Annotated in this window: 15 protein-coding genes; 4 read left to right on the plus strand and 11 right to left on the minus strand. The window is 67.6% G+C overall.

What is annotated here, in order from left to right; all coding sequences use genetic code 11:
- Window positions 1–62: 62 nt before the first annotated feature.
- The gene (locus C7R54_RS11195; RefSeq protein ID WP_129151022.1) at window positions 63–536 is read right to left on the minus strand and encodes an Lrp/AsnC family transcriptional regulator; all 474 of its coding nucleotides are present in this window, start codon (window positions 534–536) and stop codon (window positions 63–65) included.
- A gap of 114 nt (window positions 537–650) precedes the next feature.
- On the opposite strand from C7R54_RS11195, the gene ilvB reads away from it, so the two are divergent.
- A complete protein-coding gene (gene ilvB / locus C7R54_RS11200) occupies window positions 651–2,534 on the plus strand; it encodes a biosynthetic-type acetolactate synthase large subunit (RefSeq protein WP_192903641.1) in 1,884 nt (627 codons plus the stop codon).
- 112 nt (window positions 2,535–2,646) lie between these two features.
- On the opposite strand, the gene C7R54_RS11205 is transcribed toward ilvB, so the two are convergent.
- Window positions 2,647–4,080: an aldehyde dehydrogenase family protein gene (locus tag C7R54_RS11205; RefSeq protein ID WP_129150535.1), complete on the minus strand. Its 1,434-nt coding sequence runs from the start codon at window positions 4,078–4,080 to the stop codon at window positions 2,647–2,649.
- 373 nt (window positions 4,081–4,453) lie between these two features.
- Window positions 4,454–7,144, minus strand: coding sequence for a DNA topoisomerase III (locus C7R54_RS11210; RefSeq protein ID WP_129150536.1), 2,691 nt, complete (start codon window positions 7,142–7,144; stop codon window positions 4,454–4,456).
- Window positions 7,145–7,205: 61 nt separating this feature from the next.
- Between C7R54_RS11210 and C7R54_RS11215 the strand changes: the two genes are divergently transcribed.
- Window positions 7,206–9,893 carry a GDYXXLXY domain-containing protein gene (locus C7R54_RS11215; protein ID WP_129150537.1) on the plus strand — a complete coding sequence of 896 codons (2,688 nt, stop codon included), beginning with the start codon at window positions 7,206–7,208 and terminating at the stop codon, window positions 9,891–9,893.
- Here the strand turns inward: C7R54_RS11215 and gluQRS are convergent.
- Window positions 9,880–10,851: a tRNA glutamyl-Q(34) synthetase GluQRS gene (gluQRS, locus tag C7R54_RS11220; protein ID WP_129150538.1), complete on the minus strand. Its 972-nt coding sequence runs from the start codon at window positions 10,849–10,851 to the stop codon at window positions 9,880–9,882. The genes C7R54_RS11215 and gluQRS overlap by 14 nt on opposite strands.
- A 164-nt stretch (window positions 10,852–11,015) precedes the next feature.
- On the minus strand, window positions 11,016–11,477 hold the full coding sequence (locus C7R54_RS11225; RefSeq protein WP_129150539.1) for a Smg family protein: 462 nt from the start codon (window positions 11,475–11,477) through the stop codon (window positions 11,016–11,018).
- A 310-nt stretch (window positions 11,478–11,787) separates the two neighbouring features.
- On the opposite strand from C7R54_RS11225, the gene C7R54_RS11230 reads away from it, so the two are divergent.
- Window positions 11,788–12,873 (plus strand): DSD1 family PLP-dependent enzyme, encoded by a 1,086-nt coding sequence (locus C7R54_RS11230; RefSeq protein WP_129151024.1) that lies wholly within the window; start codon window positions 11,788–11,790, stop codon window positions 12,871–12,873.
- A 58-nt stretch (window positions 12,874–12,931) separates the two neighbouring features.
- On the opposite strand, the gene C7R54_RS11235 is transcribed toward C7R54_RS11230, so the two are convergent.
- The 5 genes from C7R54_RS11235 to C7R54_RS11255 all read right to left on the minus strand — a co-directional run bounded on the left by C7R54_RS11235 (window position 12,932) and on the right by C7R54_RS11255 (window position 16,658).
- Complete coding sequence (locus C7R54_RS11235) at window positions 12,932–13,660, minus strand: amino acid ABC transporter ATP-binding protein (RefSeq protein WP_129150540.1); 729 nt, start codon at window positions 13,658–13,660, stop codon at window positions 12,932–12,934.
- Entirely contained in the window at window positions 13,641–14,297 is a 657-nt protein-coding gene (locus C7R54_RS11240) for an amino acid ABC transporter permease (protein WP_129150541.1), read from the minus strand. Before C7R54_RS11240 ends, C7R54_RS11235 begins: the two co-directional genes overlap by 20 nt.
- On the minus strand, window positions 14,294–14,962 hold the full coding sequence (locus tag C7R54_RS11245) for an amino acid ABC transporter permease (protein WP_129150542.1): 669 nt from the start codon (window positions 14,960–14,962) through the stop codon (window positions 14,294–14,296). The genes C7R54_RS11240 and C7R54_RS11245 overlap by 4 nt, the downstream gene beginning before the upstream one ends.
- Before the next feature lie 12 nt (window positions 14,963–14,974).
- Window positions 14,975–15,757, minus strand: coding sequence for a transporter substrate-binding domain-containing protein (locus tag C7R54_RS11250; protein ID WP_129150543.1), 783 nt, complete (start codon window positions 15,755–15,757; stop codon window positions 14,975–14,977).
- 208 nt (window positions 15,758–15,965) lie between these two features.
- Window positions 15,966–16,658: a GntR family transcriptional regulator gene (locus tag C7R54_RS11255; protein WP_240039488.1), complete on the minus strand. Its 693-nt coding sequence runs from the start codon at window positions 16,656–16,658 to the stop codon at window positions 15,966–15,968.
- 199 nt (window positions 16,659–16,857) lie between these two features.
- Here C7R54_RS11255 and C7R54_RS11260 point away from each other — a divergent pair, with 199 nt between their 5' ends.
- On the plus strand, window positions 16,858–18,117 hold the full coding sequence (locus tag C7R54_RS11260; protein WP_129150544.1) for a M20/M25/M40 family metallo-hydrolase: 1,260 nt from the start codon (window positions 16,858–16,860) through the stop codon (window positions 18,115–18,117).
- A gap of 98 nt (window positions 18,118–18,215) precedes the next feature.
- On the opposite strand, the gene C7R54_RS11265 is transcribed toward C7R54_RS11260, so the two are convergent.
- The gene (locus tag C7R54_RS11265) at window positions 18,216–19,472 is read right to left on the minus strand and encodes an allantoate amidohydrolase (protein ID WP_129150545.1); all 1,257 of its coding nucleotides are present in this window, start codon (window positions 19,470–19,472) and stop codon (window positions 18,216–18,218) included.
- Window positions 19,473–19,485: the final 13 nt, after the last annotated feature.

Raw genomic sequence — 19,485 nt, forward strand, 5'->3', positions numbered from 1 at the left:
AAAGTGGGCGCGCGCGAAATCAGCGCGGCCGCATGGGATTTTGGGGGGTAGCGGTTGCGGGATTATATCGGCGTGGGGGGCGTGAGCGGCAGCATGGTTTCCTTCAGCCGGCGCAGGACGAAGCTGGATTTGCTGTGCCGTATGCCGGGGATGCGATAGAGCTGTTCGCGCAGCAGCCGCTCGTAGTCGCGCGTATCGCGCACGGCGATGCGTATGAAGTAGTCGTAGTCGCCCGAGACCAGGAAGGCTTCCAGCACTTCGGGGATCTGCGCCAGCGCGCGGCCGAATTCGTAGAGCGTTTCCTCGCTGTGGCTTTCCAGCGTGACGTGGACGATGACCGTGTCCATGAAGCCCAGCGCGGCGGGGTCGATGTTCACCGTATAGCCGCGGATCACGCCGGCGGCCTCCATCCGCTTGATGCGATTCCAGCAAGGCGTGGACGACAGCCCCACCGCCGTGCCGATCTCGTTCAGACTGGCGCGCGCGTTGCCCTGCAAGGCCTTGAGAATGGCCAGGTCGAATTTGTCGAGATGCATCATGGGAAATTTTCCGGAGAAATCCAATTGGCTCGGGAAAATTTACTACATCGTGCGCAGAAACAGAGAAAAACAGGATAAAAATTCCGCAAAACTCCACGTAATATGTTTCACATGAATGCACCGCTCCCCTCCGCCGCCCTGGCCGCCGACCCGCCCGTGTCCGACACGCCCTCCCAGCCGGCCCGCCCCATCCTCAAGGCCCGCCCCCGGACCGCGCCCCTCGTCGCGCCCGCCGAGGACGCCCCCCGCAACGGCGCCCGCATCCTCCTCGAAACCCTGATCGCCAACGGCGTGGATACGGTGTTCGGCTATCCCGGCGGCGCCGTGCTGCCGCTGTACGACGCCCTGTACAACGAACCCCGCCTGCGCCACGTGCTGGTACGGCATGAACAGGCCGCGGTGCACGCGGCGGAGGGCTATGCGCGCACCACCGGCCGCACCGGCGTGGTGTTCGTAACGTCCGGTCCCGGCATGGCCAACACCACATCGGGCCTGCTGGATGCCATGTGCGACTCCATTCCCGTGCTGTGCGTCAGTGGCCAGGTAGCGACGTCGGCCATCGGCACCGATGCTTTCCAGGAATGCGACGCCATCGGCATTTCGCGGCCGATCACCAAATGGAACACGCAGATCCGCGCCTTGGACCAGGTGGCCGATACGGTGGGCCGGGCCCTGGCCCTGACGCGCCAGGGCCGTCCCGGTCCGGTGCTGGTGGATTTCCCCAAGGACGTACAACTGGCCCTGCCGGCCGACCAGGACGACGCGCTGCCCGCCAGCGAGCGCCAGGGCGTGGCCGCCCTGCGGGCGCGCCGCCAGGCCGGCAAGGCGCCGCTGAAGCTGCCGCAGGCAGCCGTCCGGCGCGCCGCCGCGATGATCGCCCAGGCGCGCCGCCCGGTTTTCTACGGGGGCGGCGGCCTGATCAATGCCGGCCCGCAAGCCTGCGCGGCGTTTACCGACCTGGTCCGGCATACCGGCGCGCCTTGCACGCTGACGCTGATGGGGCTGGGCGCCTTTCCCGCGTCGGACCCGCAGTTCCTGGGCATGCTGGGCATGCATGGCACGCTGGAAGCCAATCTGGCCATGCATCATGCGGACCTCATCGTCTGCATCGGCGCGCGCTTCGATGACCGCATCACCGGCCGGCTGGCGGACTTCTGCCCGCATGCGCGCAAGATCCATATCGATATCGACCCTGCGTCCATCAACAAGGTCGTGCGCGTGGACGTGGCCATGGTGGGCGACTGCCTGCCGCTGGTGGCGGCATTGCGGGAAGAACTGCAGGCAGCCGCGCCGCCCGAGCAGCTGCACGCATGGTGGCAGCGCATCGACCGCTGGCGCGCCAAGGACTGCCTGCGCGTGACCCCCAGCGCCGACGCCATCCTGCCTCAGCATCTGATGCAGCGACTGCAGGCCGCGCTGGAAGGCCGCGACGCCATCGTGTCGACCGATGTCGGGCAGCACCAGATGTGGGCTGCGCAGTACCTGAAATTCGAGGCGCCGCATCGCTGGCTGACCTCGGGCGGCGCCGGCACCATGGGCTACGGCGTGCCGGCCGCGATCGGCGCCCAGGTCGCGCATCCCGATCGTACGGTGGTGTGCGTCAGCGGCGACGCCTCGGTGCTGATGAACATCCAGGAGATGTCCACCGCCGTGCAGCACGACACCCCTGTCAAGGTCGTCCTGTGCAACAACGGCTATATGGGCATGGTGCGCCAGTGGCAGGAGCTGATCCATGGCGGACGCTACAGCCACAGCTACAACGCATCGCTGCCGGACTTCGTTGCCCTGGCGCGCGCCTTCGGCTGGGACGCCGAACGGGTGTCCGATCCCGCCGAGCTGGACGCCGCGCTGGCGCGCTGCCTGGCCAGCGAGCGTCCCTTCTTCCTGGATGTCTGCGTGGCCGAGCAGGAGAACTGCTTTCCCATGATGCCGGCCGGACAGGGCCATCATCGCATGATGCTGGCCGAAGGCGTGTGGTACGAAGACGAGGCCTGACCGGCCACGGGGTATCCCGCGTCAAACAGGGCAGGCGTGGCTGAAGCGGCCCTTGAAGGTTGGATGCATGTCCGACCTCCAGGGGGCAGTTCAGGCCGCCTGCCCTTTTTCTTCAATCGTGCTTGATGGAGATCGTCTTCAGGACGGTGAAACCGTAGAGCGCCTCGAACCCTTTCTCGCGGCCATGGCCGCTGGCCTTCACGCCGCCGAAGGGCAGCTCGATGCCGCCGCCGGCGCCGTAGTTGTTGATGAATACCTGGCCCGCGCGCACCTTGCGGGCGATGCGGAACTGGCGCCCGCCGTCGCGCGTCCAGACGCTGGCCACCAGGCCGTAGTCGGTGCCGTTGGCGATGCGGACGGCGTCGGCCTCGTCCTCGAAGGGAATGGCCGCCAACACGGGGCCGAACACTTCGTCGCGCGCCAGCCGGTGCGTGAGCGGCACGTCGCGCAGCAAGGTGGGCACCTGGTAGTAGCCCTGTTCCGGCGCGCCTTGCTCCAGGCTGCCTTGCGCCACGGTCGCGATGCCGTCCTTGCGGGCGTCGGCGAGGAATTCGGCCACGCGCGCCTGCTGCGATTTGCGGATCAGCGGGCCGCAGTCCAAGTCGCTGCCGGCCGGTCCGGCGCGCAGCGCGGCGAAGGCATTGCCCAGGCGGTCCAGTACCTTTTCATAGATACTGCGTTGCACCAGCAGGCGGCTGCCGGCCGAGCACGTCTGCCCCGCGTTCTGCACGATGGCGTTGATGGCCACCGGCAACAAGGCATCGATGTCGGCATCCTCGAAGACGATCTGCGGTGACTTCCCGCCCAGTTCCGTGATGACGGGCGTGTGATTGGCCGCGGCGGCCTGCGTGACGAGGATGCCGATAGCCGGCGACCCGGTGAACGAGATATGGTCGATGCCGGGATGCCGGACCAGCGCGTCGCCCGCTTCATGGCCATAGCCGGTGACGATGTTGATGGCGCCGGGCGGAAAGCCCACGTCGGCGGCCAGTTCGGCCACGCGCAGCAACGACAGGCAGGCGTCTTCCGCCGGCTTGACCACGCAGGCATTGCCCGCGGCCAGCGCGCCGCCGACGCTGCGTCCGAAGATCTGCAGCGGATAGTTCCACGGCACGATATGGCCGGTGACGCCATGCGGCTCGCGCAGGGTCAGCACGGTGTAGCCGTTCTGGTAAGGCAGGGTCTCGCCGTGCAGCTTGTCGGCGGCGCCGCCATAGAACTCGAAATAGCGTGCGATGGCCGTGACGTCGGCGCGGGCCTGCTTGGTGGGCTTGCCGCAATCGCGCGATTCCAGCTGGGCCAGTTCATCGAAATGGTCCAGCACCTTGTTCGACAGCTTGAGCAGCAGCCTGCCGCGCTCGGCGGCGGTCAGCTTGCCCCAGGCGCCGTCATAGGCGCGCCGCGCGGCTTGCACGGCGCGGTCGATATCGGCGGCGTTGCCGCGCGCGATGCTGTCGAATTCCTGGCCGGTGGAGGGGTCGACCACGGGGATGCTGTCGCCGGAGGAGGGAGCGACGGAGCGATTGTCGATGTAGTGCTGATGCATGGCCGTGGTGTCTCCTTGTACGGTGGCCGGGGCAGCGGGGGCGCGTCGGCCGGTTTGTCTCTCGGAATATGGGTATCGTCGTCCGGCGCGGGCGCGCACGCGTGGCCGGCCGTGGGCACAGTCTACGCCGGCCGTGGCGGACAGGCCAAATCGATGCGGCATGGGGGGGCCGATGGCAGCCTGGCTGGCGTCATGAAAAACACCCAAAGGCCGGATCGACGGATCGACGGATCGACGGATCGACGGACCGACGGACCGACGGACCGACGGACCGACATCGGGCCTTTGGGGTGTGCTGACCGCCGGCAGGCGGCGCGGGCCTGGTCCCGACGCACGGCATGGTGCGCCGTGCGGGGACGCAGCGCCTGGTGGCTCAGGCCGTGGCCTTGCGCGGCGCGGCCTTCTTGGCGGCCGTTTTGGCGGCCGTCTTCTTCGCGGCGCTCTTCGTCGCCGTCTTGGTCGCCGTCTTCGTCGCCGTGGTGGTCTTCGTGGCCTTCTTGGCGGCGGTCTTGCTTGCCGTCTTGGTGGCTGCCTTCTTCGCGGCCGTCTTCGCCGGCGCCTTGGCCGCCGTTCCCGCCGCCGCGCCGCTCGCCGTCTTGCGCGCCGGCTTGTCGCCGCGCGGTTCGAACTCGAAGCCTATCTTGCCGTCCGGCTGGCGGACGAGGAAGGCCTTGAACTTGCGGTTGGTGCGGCTGGAAACGAAGCCGTCGAGCAGGCTGGTGCGGCCTTCGTTGAGCAGCTTCTCCATTTGCTCGCGCGAGATCTCCTGTTGCAGGATGACCTTGCCCGAACGGAAGTCGCAACTTTTCTCCGGCCCCACCGATTTCTCGCAGACATAGCTCATGCCATGCTCGAACACGCGCGAATGGCATTTCGGGCAGGCGCCCACGGGCGTCTGCCCGGAGAAATCCACGGGCTCGTTATCGTCCTCGTTGCTCTGGCCGAAATCGAACTCCAGCTTGTTGTCGCCGGTGATCCGCAGGATGGCCGCGAACGGCCGCCCCATCTTGCTGATGAAGCCTTGCAGCGGGCCGATTTCGCGCTTGGCCAGCAGTTCTTCCACTTCCGGCAGCTCGAACGTGCGACCGCCCGGATGCTTGCTGATGGAGAAGTCGCAATTGGTGCAGGCATAGCGCCGGTAGTTTTCCTTCACCACGCCGCCGCAGTTCGGGCAAGGCGTCTTCAGCGTGGCGTAGTCGCCCGGCACGGTGTCGCGCTCGTATTCCTTGGCGCGCTTGACGATGACCTGGGTCATCTGCGCGATTTCGCGCATGAAGGCGTCGCGCGCCAGGCCGCCCTGCTCGATCTGCTTGAGCTTGTGCTCCCATTCGCCGGTCAGTTCGGGCGACGTGAGTTCGGAGACATCCAGGCCCGCGAGCAGCGTCATCAGCTGGCGCGCCTTGGCGGTGGGCACCAGGTCGCGACCTTCGCGGCGCAGATAGCCCTCGTTGAGCAGGCCTTCGATGATGGCCGCGCGCGTGGCCGGCGTGCCCAGGCCCCGTTCCGACATGGCCTCGCGCAGTTCCTCGTCCTCGACCAGCTTGCCTGCGCTTTCCATCGCCGACAGCAGCGTGCCTTCGTTGTAGCGCGCGGGCGGCTTGGTGCTCAGGCCGACCGCCTCGACATCCTCGGTGCGCACGGTTTCGCCGTCCTGCACCGGCACCAGGTTCGCGTCCTCGTCCTGGGCTTCCTTGCCGTAGACGGCCAGCCAGCCCGGCGCCACCAGCACCTTGCCGTCAGTGCGGAAGCGATGGCCCTGCACCTCGGTGATGCGGGTGGTCACGCGGTACTCGGCGGCCGGGAAGAAGACGGCCAGGAAGCGCTTGAGCACCAGGTCGTAGAGCTTGGCCTCGGCTTCGCTGAGGTCGCGCGGCACCTGCAGCGTCGGAATGATGGCGAAGTGGTCCGACACCTTCTTGTTGTCGAAGATGCGGCGGTTGGGCTTGACCCAGCTTTGCTCGATGATCTTGGCCGCATGGCGCGACACCGCGCCCGCCGGCCCGCTGCCGGCCTCGGACAGCGTGCGCATGGTGTCGCGCACCGTGTTGATGTAGTCCTCGGGCAGGTAGCGCGAGTCGGTACGCGGATACGTCAGGGCCTTGTGGCGTTCATAAAGCGTCTGCGCCAGCGCCAGCGTGGTTTTCGCGGAGAAACCGAAGCGGCCGTTGGCTTCGCGTTGCAGCGACGTCAGGTCGTACAGGGCCGGCGACATCTGCGAGGACGGCTTGGATTCCTCGGTGACCGTACCGGGCTGCTCGCGGCAGGCCGCCACGACGCTTTGCGCGGCCGCCAGCGACCACAGGCGCGATTCGCGCTTCTCGGGATCGCGCTCGTCCTTCTTGAAATCGGGATCGATCCAGCGGCCGTCGTACAGGCCGGCGGCGGCCACGAAGCTGGCCCGGACTTCCCAGTAGTCGCGCGAAACGAAGTTGCGGATGCGGTTCTCGCGCTCGTTGACGATGGCCAGCGTAGGCGTCTGCACCCGGCCCACCGGCGTCTTGAAGAAACCGCCGTCCTTGCTGTTGAAGGCGGTCATGGCGCGGGTGCCGTTGATGCCCACCAGCCAGTCGGCCTCGGCGCGCGAACGGGCGGCGGCCTCCAGCGGCTTCATCTGCACGTCCTCGCGCAGGTTGGCGAAGGCATCGCGGATGGCGGCCTGCGTCATGGATTGCAGCCACAGGCGCTTCACGGGCTTGTTCACACCCGCATATTGAATGATGTAACGAAAGATCAGTTCGCCTTCGCGGCCCGCGTCACAGGCGTTGATGATGGCATCGACGTCCTTGCGCTTGATCAGGCGGACCAGCAGCTTCAGGCGCTCGCTGGAACGCTTGTCGGCCGGTCCCAATTCGAATTGCGGCGGAATGACGGGCAGGTGCGTGAAGCTCCATTTCCCTTTGACTGGATCGTTGGGCGCGACCAGGCCGAGCAAATGACCGATGCTGGAAGCGAGCACGTAACGTTCGCTTTCAAAGTATTCCCCCTCACGCGTAAAGCCTCCCAGGGCGCGTGATATATCCAGGGCAACCGAGGGCTTCTCGGCAATAATCAAGGTTTTGCTCATGAGTATCCAATGACGGCGGTCCGCCGCAGTAGCGCGGATGATAAGAGGGGAGATTCGCCACATGCAAGTCACCGGCTCGTCGCACGCAGGATCTGAACAGCACATCTGGCGCCATTTCCTGGCCCGGACCACCCTGGCCCTGGGCCTGCTGCTGCTGGCGAGCGCGGCCTTGTGCTGGGTGGCGGCGAACTGGCCTCTTTTTTCCAAGATACAACGGTTGTCCAGTGTTCAGGTGGCGATGGCGGTCGCCGGTGTCCTGGCAGCCGTCCTTTATGCCCGGGGCGCCGACAGCGCCAATGCCCGCCATGGCCGGGCCGCCGTGCTGGGGCTGGCGACGGTGCTGCTGGGCGCCCTGCTGGCGCTGATCGGCCAGACCTACCAGACCGGCGCGGACAACTGGGAGCTGTTCGCCGCCTGGGCGGTGCTGATGCTGCCCTGGGCGGTGGCCGCCCGCAGCCAGGGACTTTGGCTGCTGTGGGCCCTGCTGGTCAATGCGGCCGTGGTGCTGCTGCTGGGCGAGCGGGTGCTGGCCTGGTGGGGCCTGTTCGACGGCCCCGGTTTTCCCAGCCTGGTGGTCGCCGCCCTGAACCTGGTCCTGCTGGGCGTGTGGGAGTTCTGCGCCCGGCGCTGGCAGGCGCGTACCGGCATCGGGCCGCGGGTGCTGGCCCTGCTGGCCGTGGGCGTCCTGGTCCTCGCGCTGGTCTTCGGCGGCCTGGGCTTCGAGAACCTGGGGTCCTATACCGGCGTGGCGTGGGTGCTGGTCACGCTGGCGCTGGCGGCGTTCTACGTCGTGCTGCGGCGCGACCTGGTGATCCTTGCCCTGCTGGCGGCGGGCGTGATCTGCGTGTCCCTGCGGGTGGTGGGCGAGTGGCTGATGAACCTGGAGCCTGGCATCTGGGTGGTCCTGCCGCTCGCGGGCCTGCTGATGGGCGAGGCGGTGCTGGCCGCGCGCTGGCTGCGCCGGCTGGCGGCATCGACGCCGCGCGGGGCGGCCCGGACCCTGGCCGACGCCGAGCCCGCCGGGATCTCGGCGGGGGCGGAGGTCGAGCCGGCCGTGCCCGCGCCGGGGCGCGACCGTAGGGAGGACGCGGAGCCCGGCCAGGCGACCGGCTCGCCCATAGACCTGCAGACACCCGTGGCGCAACTGGCGGAGCTGCCGCCGGACCGGGGGCCGGCGCCCTGGTTCGTCCAGGGCCTGCTGGGCTTGAGCGCGTGGCTTGCCAGCCTCTTGCTGCTGCTGTTCCTGGGGGTCTCCGGCCTGATCTCCAGCGCGTCGGGCGCGCTGGTAGGCGGGCTGGTGCTGTGCGCCATCGGCGTGGCCATGGTGCGCGCCGCCGAGGGGCCGTTCTGGCGCCAATGCGCCACCGCGCTGGCCTTCAGCGGCCAGGTCCTGGTGATGGCGGGGCTCTCCGATGCCAATTCGCCGGCCAGCGCGGCGGTTTTCGTGCTGGCGCTGGCCATCGTGATCTACCTGTTCGGCCCGGACGCCATCCTGCGCTTTCTCAGCGGCCTGACCATGGTGGTGGCGGTCTATCTGCTTACCGCTTTCGCGGTCGAGCGCGCCCATGCCTACGACACGCTGGTCGATGCGGTACTGCGCTGGATCGCGTTCGACGACCTGCGCGGCATCGCATTGTGGCTGCCCGCGTCGCTGTTGACCGCCTGGGTGGCGGCGCTGGCCTTCATTTCCAATCCCCGCCTGTCGGCGCGTCGCCACGACGCCCTGCTGCCACTGGCCTGGTCCTTTGCCCTGGCCGCCCAGGCCAGCGTGGTCCTGGCGGCCGGCGTGCCGGTCTGGCACTTGCCGGACCTGTGGCGCACGTATGCGCCGTCGGTGGCCTACCTGGCGCTGGTGGTGATATTGCCGGTGGTGGCCGCCATTGCGGTGCTGCATCCCCGCCGCGCGGTGCTGGGCCGCGGCGTGCGCTACGGGGTGCCGCTGGGCCTGGCGGTGCTGGCCGTTTTCTGGCTGTCCTGGCCCGGCGTGGCCTATGCCCTGACCTGGCTGCTGCTGGGCTTCGGCCTGCGACGCGCGCGCCTGTTCCGCCTGGGCCAGGCCGCCGTATTGTTGTGTCTGGTCTTCTATTACTACCGCCTGGACACGCCGCTGCTGTACAAGGCGGCCTTGCTGGCGGGCGCGGGCGCCTTGCTGCTGCTGATGCGCGTGGCTGTCTGGGCGGTGCCGCGCCTGCGCGGTGTCGCGATGCCCCCGGCGCCGCGGCCCGCGCAGCCGGCGCCATGGCGGGCGGCGCTGGTCGCGGCGGGACTGCTGCTGTGCCTGGGCATTGCCAACACGGCGATCTGGCAGCGCGAACAGTTGCTGGCGAACGGCCAGCTCGTGCGGCTGGAACTGGCGTCACGCGACCCCCGCTCCCTGCTGCAGGGTGACTATATGGACTTGCGCTTCGCCGCCGCGCAGGCGGTCGGCACGATGCAGGACAACCTTCCCGCCAGCAATGGCGTGCTGCACGCGCCGCTCATAGACGCCTATCTGGTGCTCAAGCCCGACGATCGGGGCGTCGCCCAGCCCGTGCGCGTGCAGGTCGCCCCGCAGCCGCATGACGCGCAAGAGGTGGTGTTGCGCTACCGCCTGCGCGCCGATGGCGTACGCATCGTCACCAATGCCTATTTCTTCCCCGAAGGCCAGGGCGAGCACTATGCAGGCGCCCGCTATGGCGAATTGCGCGTCGACGACAGCGGCACGGGCCTGCTGGTGCGGCTGCTCGGCGAGGACTTCAAGCCGCTTTGACGCCCGATGTCCAGCGCGCCGCCCAGGCGGTGGTGGCCATGCGGAGAAACGTGGCGGGATCGCTGGCGGCCAGGGGCGTGAAGCCCAGCGCCTGCCAGGCGTGGTTCAGGGCCACGAGGGGCCGCGCCACGTCGAGCGCGGGTGCGTGGTTCTGCTTGGATAGCTTCAGGCCGCTATGCGGGTCGAGGACCAGCGGCACGTGCATGACACGCGGCGGCGCCAGGCCCAGCATGCGCGCCAGCACGCGCTGGCGTGCCGTCGAGGTCAGCAGGTCGGCCCCGCGTACGATGTCGGTGACGCCTTGCGCGCCGTCATCGACCACCACCGCCAGTTGATACGCCCACAGGCCGTCGGCGCGGCGCAGTACGAAATCGCCTACCGACCGCGCCACATCCTGGCGCTGCACGCCCAGCCAGCGGTCTTCGAAGACTTCGATGCCGGGCGGCACGCGCAGGCGCCAGGCGCGCGCGCTACGTCCCGGCGGCAGGCCGTGGCGGCAGGTTCCCGCATAGGGGCGTTCGCTGTCGCCAAACGCGGGGTCGGACAGGGCGACGGGCGCCGCGCGCCCAGGCATTTCACCCGCGGCCGCGCCATTGTCGTTGTGCGCGTCTTCGCGCAGTGCCGCCGCCGCCGCGGCCTCGGCGATCTCGCGGCGGGTGCAGCCGCAGCCATAGACCAGGCCGCGTCCGGCAAGCGCATCGAATGCCTGCTGGTAGACCGCGTCGCGCGCGGACTGCCAGATCACTTCGCCGTCCCAATGCAGCCCCAACGTCTCCAGCTGTCCCATGATCACGCGGTCGGCGCCCGGCACGCTGCGCGGCTTGTCCACGTCCTCGATGCGCAGCAGCCAGCGGCCGTCCGCCGCGCGCGCATCCAGATAGCTGGCCAGCGCGGCCACCAGCGATCCCGCATGCAGCGGTCCGCTGGGACTGGGCGCGAATCGGCCGACGTAGGTCATGGCAAAAAAGCAAAAGCGATGGGCGACATGCCGACATTAAACCGCAAGCCGACGGCCTTACGGGGACGGAGATCCCAAACCGGAATCCAGAACGAAACCCAAAACGAAACCGGCCCGTCAGGGCCGGTTCGATGCGCATGAGCGCGGGGCTGGGCAGCCGCGCGTCAGTGCAGGCGCCGCACGTCGCCGTCGTCGTCCAGCAATTCCTCGAGCACCAGGTTGTCGATGTCGGCTTCCTGGCTCCACAGCACCATCAGCGCCGTGATCTTGAGCTTGGCCAGCGGCACCGGCGACTCGGGCGCGGCCAGCGCGCGGTCGATGACGATTTCGCGCAAGGGCGCGGGCAGGACGCCAGCGGTTTCGAGGAAGGTGATGAAGCCGATGGCTTCGGTGCCCAGCTGGCGATATTCGCTGTCTGTGTAGACCCGCATCCCGGTACCGGGTTGAGCAGCGAGGTCGACGCACCGTTCCGTGGTTTCCGCCAGGCCGTACAGCCAGCCTAGCGCATCATCGATATCTTCATGTTCGAAGCCAGCCGCTGCCAGGCGTTTCGCCAAGACATCCGCCGCGGGACAGGCTTGCGGCGTGTAGTAATTTTCGAAAAGGTAGACCAGGATATCGAACATATTGCGCCGTCTTCAGTCGTTGTTTGCCCAGTCGGCCCGCTTATCGGCAAACCAGCAAACGTAAATTCACTTTACGCTTATTCATGTTGGGGGGCAACCGACGATGCGGAGGGACAACACAGCCATAGGCGTCGAGTTACATACCTTATCAGTGACTTTGCGTTTTTTTCAGAGAATATTCAGAAATTTGATTGTATCGGCAATAACACATTGCACTTTGACAAGGAGTACCCGTTTGGAAAATACCGAGATCGACCTTCAGGGCAGCGGCTTGCCTGCCTTGACGCTGCCCCCGCCGGCTCGCCCCGGCATGGTATTGGCCGACGTGGACACGCCGGCCCTGGTCCTGGACCTCGACGTCTTCGAAGCCAACCTGCGCACATTGCAGGATTGGGCGCGCCGCCATGATGTGGCCTTGCGGCCGCACGCCAAGGCGCACAAGTGTCCCGAGATCGCGCTGCGCCAGATCGCGCTGGGTGCGCGCGGCGTCTGCGTGCAGAAGGTCAGCGAAGCGCTGCCCTTCGTCGCGGCCGGCATCGCCGACATCCATATCAGCAACGAAGTCGTCGGCGAGGCGAAGCTCGCCTTGCTCGCCCAGCTGGCGCGCCGTGCCCGGATCAGCGTCTGCGTCGACCATGCGGAGAACGTCGCCGCCCTGTCGCGGGCGGTGGCCGCGCAGGGGGCGCGGGTCGATGTGCTGGTGGAGATCGATGTCGGCCAGGGCCGCTGCGGCGTCGCATCGCCCACGGCGGCGCTGGAACTGGCGCGCCGCGTGGAAAGCCTGCCGGGCCTGCGCTTCGCCGGCATACAGGCCTATCACGGCTCCCTCCAGCACCGCCGCGGCCATGCCGAGCGGGCCCAGGCCTGTCTGGAGTCGGCTGCCCGCGCGCGCCAGTGCGCCGAGGTCCTGCACGAGCACGGCTACGCCTGCCCCATCATTACGGGCGGCGGCACCGGCAGCGCGGAATTCGACGGCCCTGGCGATGTCTATACCGAACTGCAGGCCGGCAGCTACGCTTTCATGGACGTCGACTACGGCGCCAATGAATGGGCCGGCGAATTGAAGTTCGGCAACAGCCTGTTCCTGCTAGGTACCGTGATGAGCGTGCCGACGCCGGACCGAGCCGTGCTGGACGTGGGGCTGAAGTCCACCACCATCGAGTGCGGGCTGCCGAAGGTGCACGAGCGCGACAATCTTCAGTATGTCGCCGCCAATGATGAGCACGGCGTCCTGCGCGTGGCCGCCGGCACGGCGGCGCCAGCCCTGGGCGAAAAGCTGCGCCTGGTGCCGTCGCACGTCGATCCCACGTTCAACCTGCACAGCGAACTGGTGGCGGTGCGCGGCGGCGTGGTCGAAGGGGTGTGGCCGATCGCGGCGCGCGGCCTCAGCCGGTAGCGCGGCCACGGACACCACGGCGGCGGCGGAGAACAACCGCGGCCGCCGCCACGCCACGTCAGTGCGCCATGCCCAGGAACTGTTGCAGTTCGGGCGTGCGCGGATTGCCGAACACCTCATCCGGGGGCCCCAGCTCATGCACGCGCCCTTCATGCATGAAGACGACCCGGTCGCAGACTTCGCGCGCGAAACGCATTTCGTGGGTCACCATCAACAGCGTCATCCCATCCGCGGCCAGTCCACGGACGACGGCCAGCACTTCGTTGACCAGCTCGGGGTCCAGCGCGGACGTGATTTCGTCGCACAGCAGGGCGATGGGCTGCATCGCCAGCGCCCGGGCGATGGCCACGCGCTGCTGCTGGCCGCCCGACAGCTGGTCGGGCCACGCATCGAACTTGTGACCCAGGCCCACCCGTTCAAGCATGGCGCGCGCCAGGGTCTCGGCTTCCGCTTCCGCCAGCTTGCGGGTGACCATGGGCGAGAGCATGACGTTGCGGCCGGCGGTCAGGTGGGGGAACAGGTTGAATTGCTGGAAGATCATGCCCACCTTCAGCCGCAGTGCGCGCAGGTGCAGGTCGTCGGGCACCAGCTTGGCGTCGGCCACCATGATCGCGCCGCCGTCCAGCGTTTCCAGGCCATTGACGCAGCGTAACAGGGTGCTTTTGCCGGACCCGCTCTTGCCGATGATGGCGATGACTTCGCCGGGCTCGACGCGCAGCGTCACGCCCTTGAGCACTTCGTTGGTGCCAAAACGCTTGCGGATGTCTTCAATGGCGATGAGGGGCATTGAGCTTCCTTTCCAGGCGCAGGCTGGCGCGCGACAGCGGCCAGCAGAGAATGAAGTAGATCGCCGCGGCCATGCCGTAGACCGTGAAGGGGTCGAACGTCGCGTTGGTGATGACCGTACTGGCCTTGGACAACTCGGTGAACCCGATGATGGAAGTGAGCGCCGTGCTCTTGACGATCTGCACGGCGAAGCCGACCGTGGGAGCGACGGCGATGCGCATCGCCTGGGGCAGCACGACGTGCCGCATCTGCTGCGCATAGCCCATGGCCAGGCTGGCCGAGGCTTCCCATTGCCCGCGGTTGATCGATTCGACGCACCCGCGCCAGATCTCGGCCAGGAAGGCCGCCGACCACAGGATCAAGGCGCTGCCGGCAGCCAGCCACGCAGGCACGTCGATGCCTGCCAGCGACAGGCCAAAGAACGTCAGGAACAACTGCATGAGCAGCGGCGTGCCCTGGAAGAGTTCGATGAAAGCCCATGCAATGCGGCGCATCCAGCGCGGGCGCGATACGCGCATCATCAACACGGCCAGGCCCACCAGGGCGCCGCCCGCGAACGCGACCACGGCCAGCAGCACGGTCCACCGGGCAGCCAGCAGCAGGTTGCGGACGATGTCCCACAGCGTGAAGGTCATCATCGCGCCGTTCTCCCGAACAGGTGCCGCCCGAGCAGCCGCAGGACCTGGCGCAGCACGATGGCCAGCAGCAGGTAGATGGCCGTCGCGACGATGTAGACCTCGAAGGCGCGGAAGTTGCGGGACTGGATGAAGTTGGCCGCGAAGGAAAGGTCCTCGGCGGCGATTTGCGAACACACCGCCGAGCCCAGCATCACGATGACGATCTGCGACGACAGCGCCGGCCAGATGCGCGACAGCGCCGGCTTCAGGATGATGTGGCGAAAGACCTCCATCCGCGTCATGGCCAGGCTCGCCCCCGCTTCGTACTGGCCGCGCGGGGTGGCCGCGATGCCGGCGCGGATGATTTCCGCGCTGTATGCGCCCAGGTTTACCGCCATCGCCAGGCAGGCCGCCTGCATCTCGGCCAATTGCACACCCAGCGCGGGCAGACCGAAGAAAATGAAGAACAGCTGGATCAGGAAGGGCGTATTGCGGATCAACTCGACATAGGCGGTGACGAGGGGCCGTAGCCAGCGCGGCCCCTCCGTGCGTGCCCACGCCGCGGCTATGCCTATGGCCACGCCCGCCACGGCGCCCACGGCGATCAGTTCGACGGTTACGCCGAGTCCCTTGGCCAGCACGGGCGCGTAGCCGGCGAGCGACTGGAAGTCGAGTCGATAAGCCATGCAGGTCGCCGACTACAGGCCCGCCGGCAGGTCGCTACCCAGCCATTTCCTGGAGATGGTGTTCAGCGCGCCGTCCTTTTTCGCGTCGGCGAGGATGGCATTGACCTTGGCTTGCAGCGACGACTCGCCTTTGTTCAGGCCGATGTAGCAGGGAGAGTCCTTGATGAGGAACTTGGTCTCGGGCTTCTTCGGGGGATTCCTGGCCAGGATGGCGGCCGCCACGACGTTGCCCGTGGCAATCAACTGCACCTGGTTGGAGAGAAAGGCGCTGATGGTGCCGTTGTTGTCTTCATAACGCTTGATGGTGGCGTCGCCAGGAGCGATCTTGCTCAGTTCGATATCCTCCACCGCGCCGCGCGTGACGCCTATGGTCTTGCCCGACAGGTCGGCGGCCTTGGCGACCTTGACGCTGGCGGGACCGAATACGCCGTTGAAGAAGGGCGCATAGGCGTCGGTGAAGTCGATGACTTTTTCGCGCTCCGCGTTCTTGCCCATGCTGGAGATCACCAGGTCGACCTTGTTGGTCTGCAGGTACGCGATCCGGTTGGCGCTGGTGACCGGCACCAGTTCCACCGTCACGCCCAGGCGGCTGGCGATGAGCTTGGCGGTGTCGATGTCGTAGCCGACGGGCTTGAGGTCCGGGCCCACGGAACCGAATGGCGGGAAATCCTGCGGCACGGCGACGCGCAGGCTGCCGCTTTTCATGATGTCGGCCAGGGTATCGGCGTGGGTGGCCGGCACGCCGGCCAGGGAGGCGGCGGCGCACAGCGCCAGCAGCAGTTGACGACGGTTCATTCGGAGTTCCCCTGCATGGCAGTTTGAGGACGATTTGCACACCAGAACGGTATACAAAATCATCCATGCAATATGCGTGCCATCGTTTGCCGGGACGAGAATGGCCCGGCGCCCGGGGAACATTCCTGCCGGGCTCAGGCAAGGCGGCCCTGCTGGCGCACCACCATGAGGCATTGCGCACCGCCGCGGTGCGGCGAACGATGCCGCGTCAGGTCAGGAGTGCGGCGACCAGCCCGCCTGGCGGGTGGGAATCCCTGGCGAAGTCCAGTGCATGTTCGACATGGTCCAGGTGCTTCACCATGAGCGCGCACGCGCGTTCCACGTCGCCCTCGCGCGCGGCGCGCAGGAATTCGCGATGCTGGTCGGAGGAGCAGACCGCGTCCAGGCTGGATTGGTAGAACGCGGTGATGACCGAGCTGCGCGCGGACAGTTCACGGAGCATTTCCGTGAGCACCGCATTGCCGGCGACCTCGGCCAGCAGCAGGTGGAAATCGGCCAGCAGCGTGTTGCGCAGGCGGACGTCCTCGCGGGACGCCGCCTGGCGTTCCTCCTTCAAGTGCCTCTCGATGCGGCGATAGTCCGCCGGCGTGGCGCGCGCCATGAACTCGCGCACCATGGCCGCTTCCAGGATGCGGCGCACCGCGAAGATGTCGCGGGCCTCCTCGGCGGTCGGCTTGCTGACGAAAGCGCCTTTGTCGGGGACAGTGGTGATCAGCTTGTCCTTGGCCAGCATGAGCAAGGCCGCGCGTATCTTCGTGCGGCTGACGCCATAGGCGCGCGCCAGCGCTTCTTCCCGCAATCGGGTGCCGGGCGGCAGGTGGTGTGTCGTGATGGCGCGGGCGATGTCGGCGGCGATGTCCTCGCCGTTCATGTCCGCGGTGGCAGTGGTCTCTGGTTTCATGGCCGGTGTCTTCAGCGTGCGTTGCAAGTCTACCCACAAATCCTGCATGGCGATATTGCATACAAAAATTACATGCACTAAAGTCATTTAGAACCCTGGTTCAGGACCCGATTCAGAACCGTGATTCAGACCCGTGGTTACGGGCCCATGATCCGCCCCCCGCTTCACCGCGCCGACCGGCCGCCTTCCTCTCCTCCCTATGAACATCGACACTTCTTCCACGCTGTTGTCCTTCATCGACCAAGGGCATGCCGCCCAGGTCGAATTCCTGCGCCAGATCGTGCGCGTGCCGTCCGACAACCCCGCGGGCGATTGCGCCCCGCTAGGTCGCCGCGCGGAAGAACTGCTGGCCGCATTGGGCCTCGATGTGCAGGCGCTGCCGGTGCCCGAAGCGCAGGTACGCGCCAACGGCATGGTGTCGGTGACCAACTTGGTCGTGCGCAAGCGTTTTGGCGCGGGCGGTCCGGTCATTGCGTTGAACGCGCATGGCGACGTGGTGCCGCCCGGACAGGGCTGGACCCATGATCCCTACGGCGGCGACATCGTGCAGGACCCGCAGCACGGCCCCGTGATGTATGGCCGCGGCGTGGCGGTATCGAAGTCGGATTTCGCGACGTATACGTGGGCCCTGCTCGCGCTGCTGGAGGCACAGCGCAAGGGAGCGCCGCTGCGTGGCGCGGTGGAACTGCACCTGACCTTCGATGAAGAAGCGGGTGGGGAAATCGGTCCGCGCTACTTGCTGGAAGGGGGCTATTGCAAGCCGGACTATGCGATCTCGGCGGGCTTCGCCTACGGCATCACGTCGGCGCATAACGGCTGCCTGCACGTGGAAGTCACGGTGCGGGGGCAGCAGGCGCACGCCGCGATGCCCGATACCGGCGTCGATGCGCTGGAGGCCGCCACGCACGTGCTGCACGCGCTCTATGCTTTCCGCGCGACGCTGGCGCAGCGCAAATCGGCGACGCCGGGCATCGGCAGCCCGACGCTGAACGTCGGGTTGATCGAGGGCGGCATCAATACCAATGTCGTGCCGGACCGCGTGACCTTGCGCATCGACCGCCGCATGATTCCCGAAGAGGCTGGCTTCGATGCGGAAGGCGAGCTGCGCGAGCTGGTGGAGGCCGCCGTGGCGCAACGCCCGGGCGCCACGGCCACCGTGCGGCGCATCATGCAGGCAGAACCGCTGGTGCCGCTGCCGGGGTCGGAGCGGCTGGTCGAACCGCTGCGCCGGCACGCGCGGGCGATCGTGGGCGGCGACATTCCGGTGCACGGCGTGCCGCTGTACACCGATGCGCGGCATTACACGCATCATGGCGTGCCCACGGTGCTGTACGGCGCCGGTCCCCGCACGCTCATGGAAGCGCGCGGGCACAACACGGACGAGAACCTGCGGTTGAATGACCTGCTCAAGGCCACCAAGGTCGTGGCCCTGACCTTGGCGGACTTGTTGGCGGCGTGATGCATACGCGCCGGTAGCGACCGCTTGCGACGGCGTGAAGTCCGGCGCGCCCTGCGCCGGGGGCAGGCGTGCGAGGGGCGTCCGCCGCCCCGGCCGCGTCATGCCGCGGCCGCGAGTTCCCGAAGAAAGGTTTCGGTCACCTGGGCCGCCAGCTGGGCGTCTTCGACGGTAATGGTTTCCAGCGGGTTGTGGCTGATGCCGCCATTGCCGCAACGGACGAACAGCATGCTCATCGATGTGGCTTGGCCGACCATCATGGCGTCATGGCCGGCGCCCGAGGGCAGCTCGAAGACGGGGGCCCCGTGCGCCGCCATGGCCTTGGCCCACAGGGCGCGTTCGTCCGGCGCGCAGGCGCAGGCCGTCTTGCGCATGACTTCCTCGGTGTCGCAACGCACGCCGCGGCGCTGGCAGATTTCCGCGATACGGGCCTCGATGTCCGCCAGGGCGGCATCGCGCATGCCGTCTTCAGGCGCACGAAGGTCCAGCGACAGGCGGCAGGCCCCGGGGACCACATTGACCGAACCGTTGGGGACCTGCAGGGTGCCGACCGTGCCCACCACGCCCGCGACGCTGGCGCAGCGCTGTTCGACGTAGAGAATGATCTCGGCGGCCGCGCAGGCGGCATCGCGGCGCATGTCCATGGGCGTGGTGCCCGCATGGCTGGCCACGCCGGTCAGCGTGAGGACCCGGCGGACGCCGCCATTGATCGCGGTGACGATGCCCAGCGGCAGGCCGCGGTCGAGCAGCACGGGCCCCTGTTCGATGTGCACTTCGAAGTAATGCCGGATGCGGCCGACGTCCGTGGCGCTGTCGCCCGCCCGCGCCGGGTCCAGGCCGACCGCCTCGATGGCGGCGCGCATGGAAATGCCGGCGGCGTCGGTCCTGTCCAGGACGCTGTTGTCGAAGCGGCCGATGTAGGCGGACGATCCCAGGAACGTGCTGCCGAAGCGCAAGCCTTCTTCCTCGGCGAACGCGACGACTTCCAGGTCGTAAGGCAGGCGGCGGCCATGGGCGTGCAGGTCGGCAACGATGGCCATGGGCAGGAGTATGCCAAGGCGGCCGTCATACTTGCCGCCGTCGCGCACGGTGTCGTAATGGCTGCCGGTGCAGACCAGCGCCGGCTTGTCCGTATTGCGGTCGGCCCGATAAAGGCCGATCACGTTGCCGACGTGATCGTGGCGGACGTCGTCGAAACCGGCCTCCCGCATCCAGGCGTCCAGTTGCCCGGCCACCGCGCGGTGGGCCGGGGTCATGTACGCGCAGGTAAGGTTGCCGGGCTGGTCGGTGTGCGTGGCCAGCGCCTCGCACCAGGCCATGATGCGCGCGCCCGGGGCGATGAAGGGCTTGGAAGACATACGCAGCGGCCCG

The sequence above is a fragment of the Achromobacter aloeverae genome, from assembly GCF_004121055.1.
In the GTDB taxonomy this organism is placed as follows: Bacteria; Pseudomonadota; Gammaproteobacteria; order Burkholderiales; family Burkholderiaceae_B; genus Bordetella_C; species Bordetella_C aloeverae.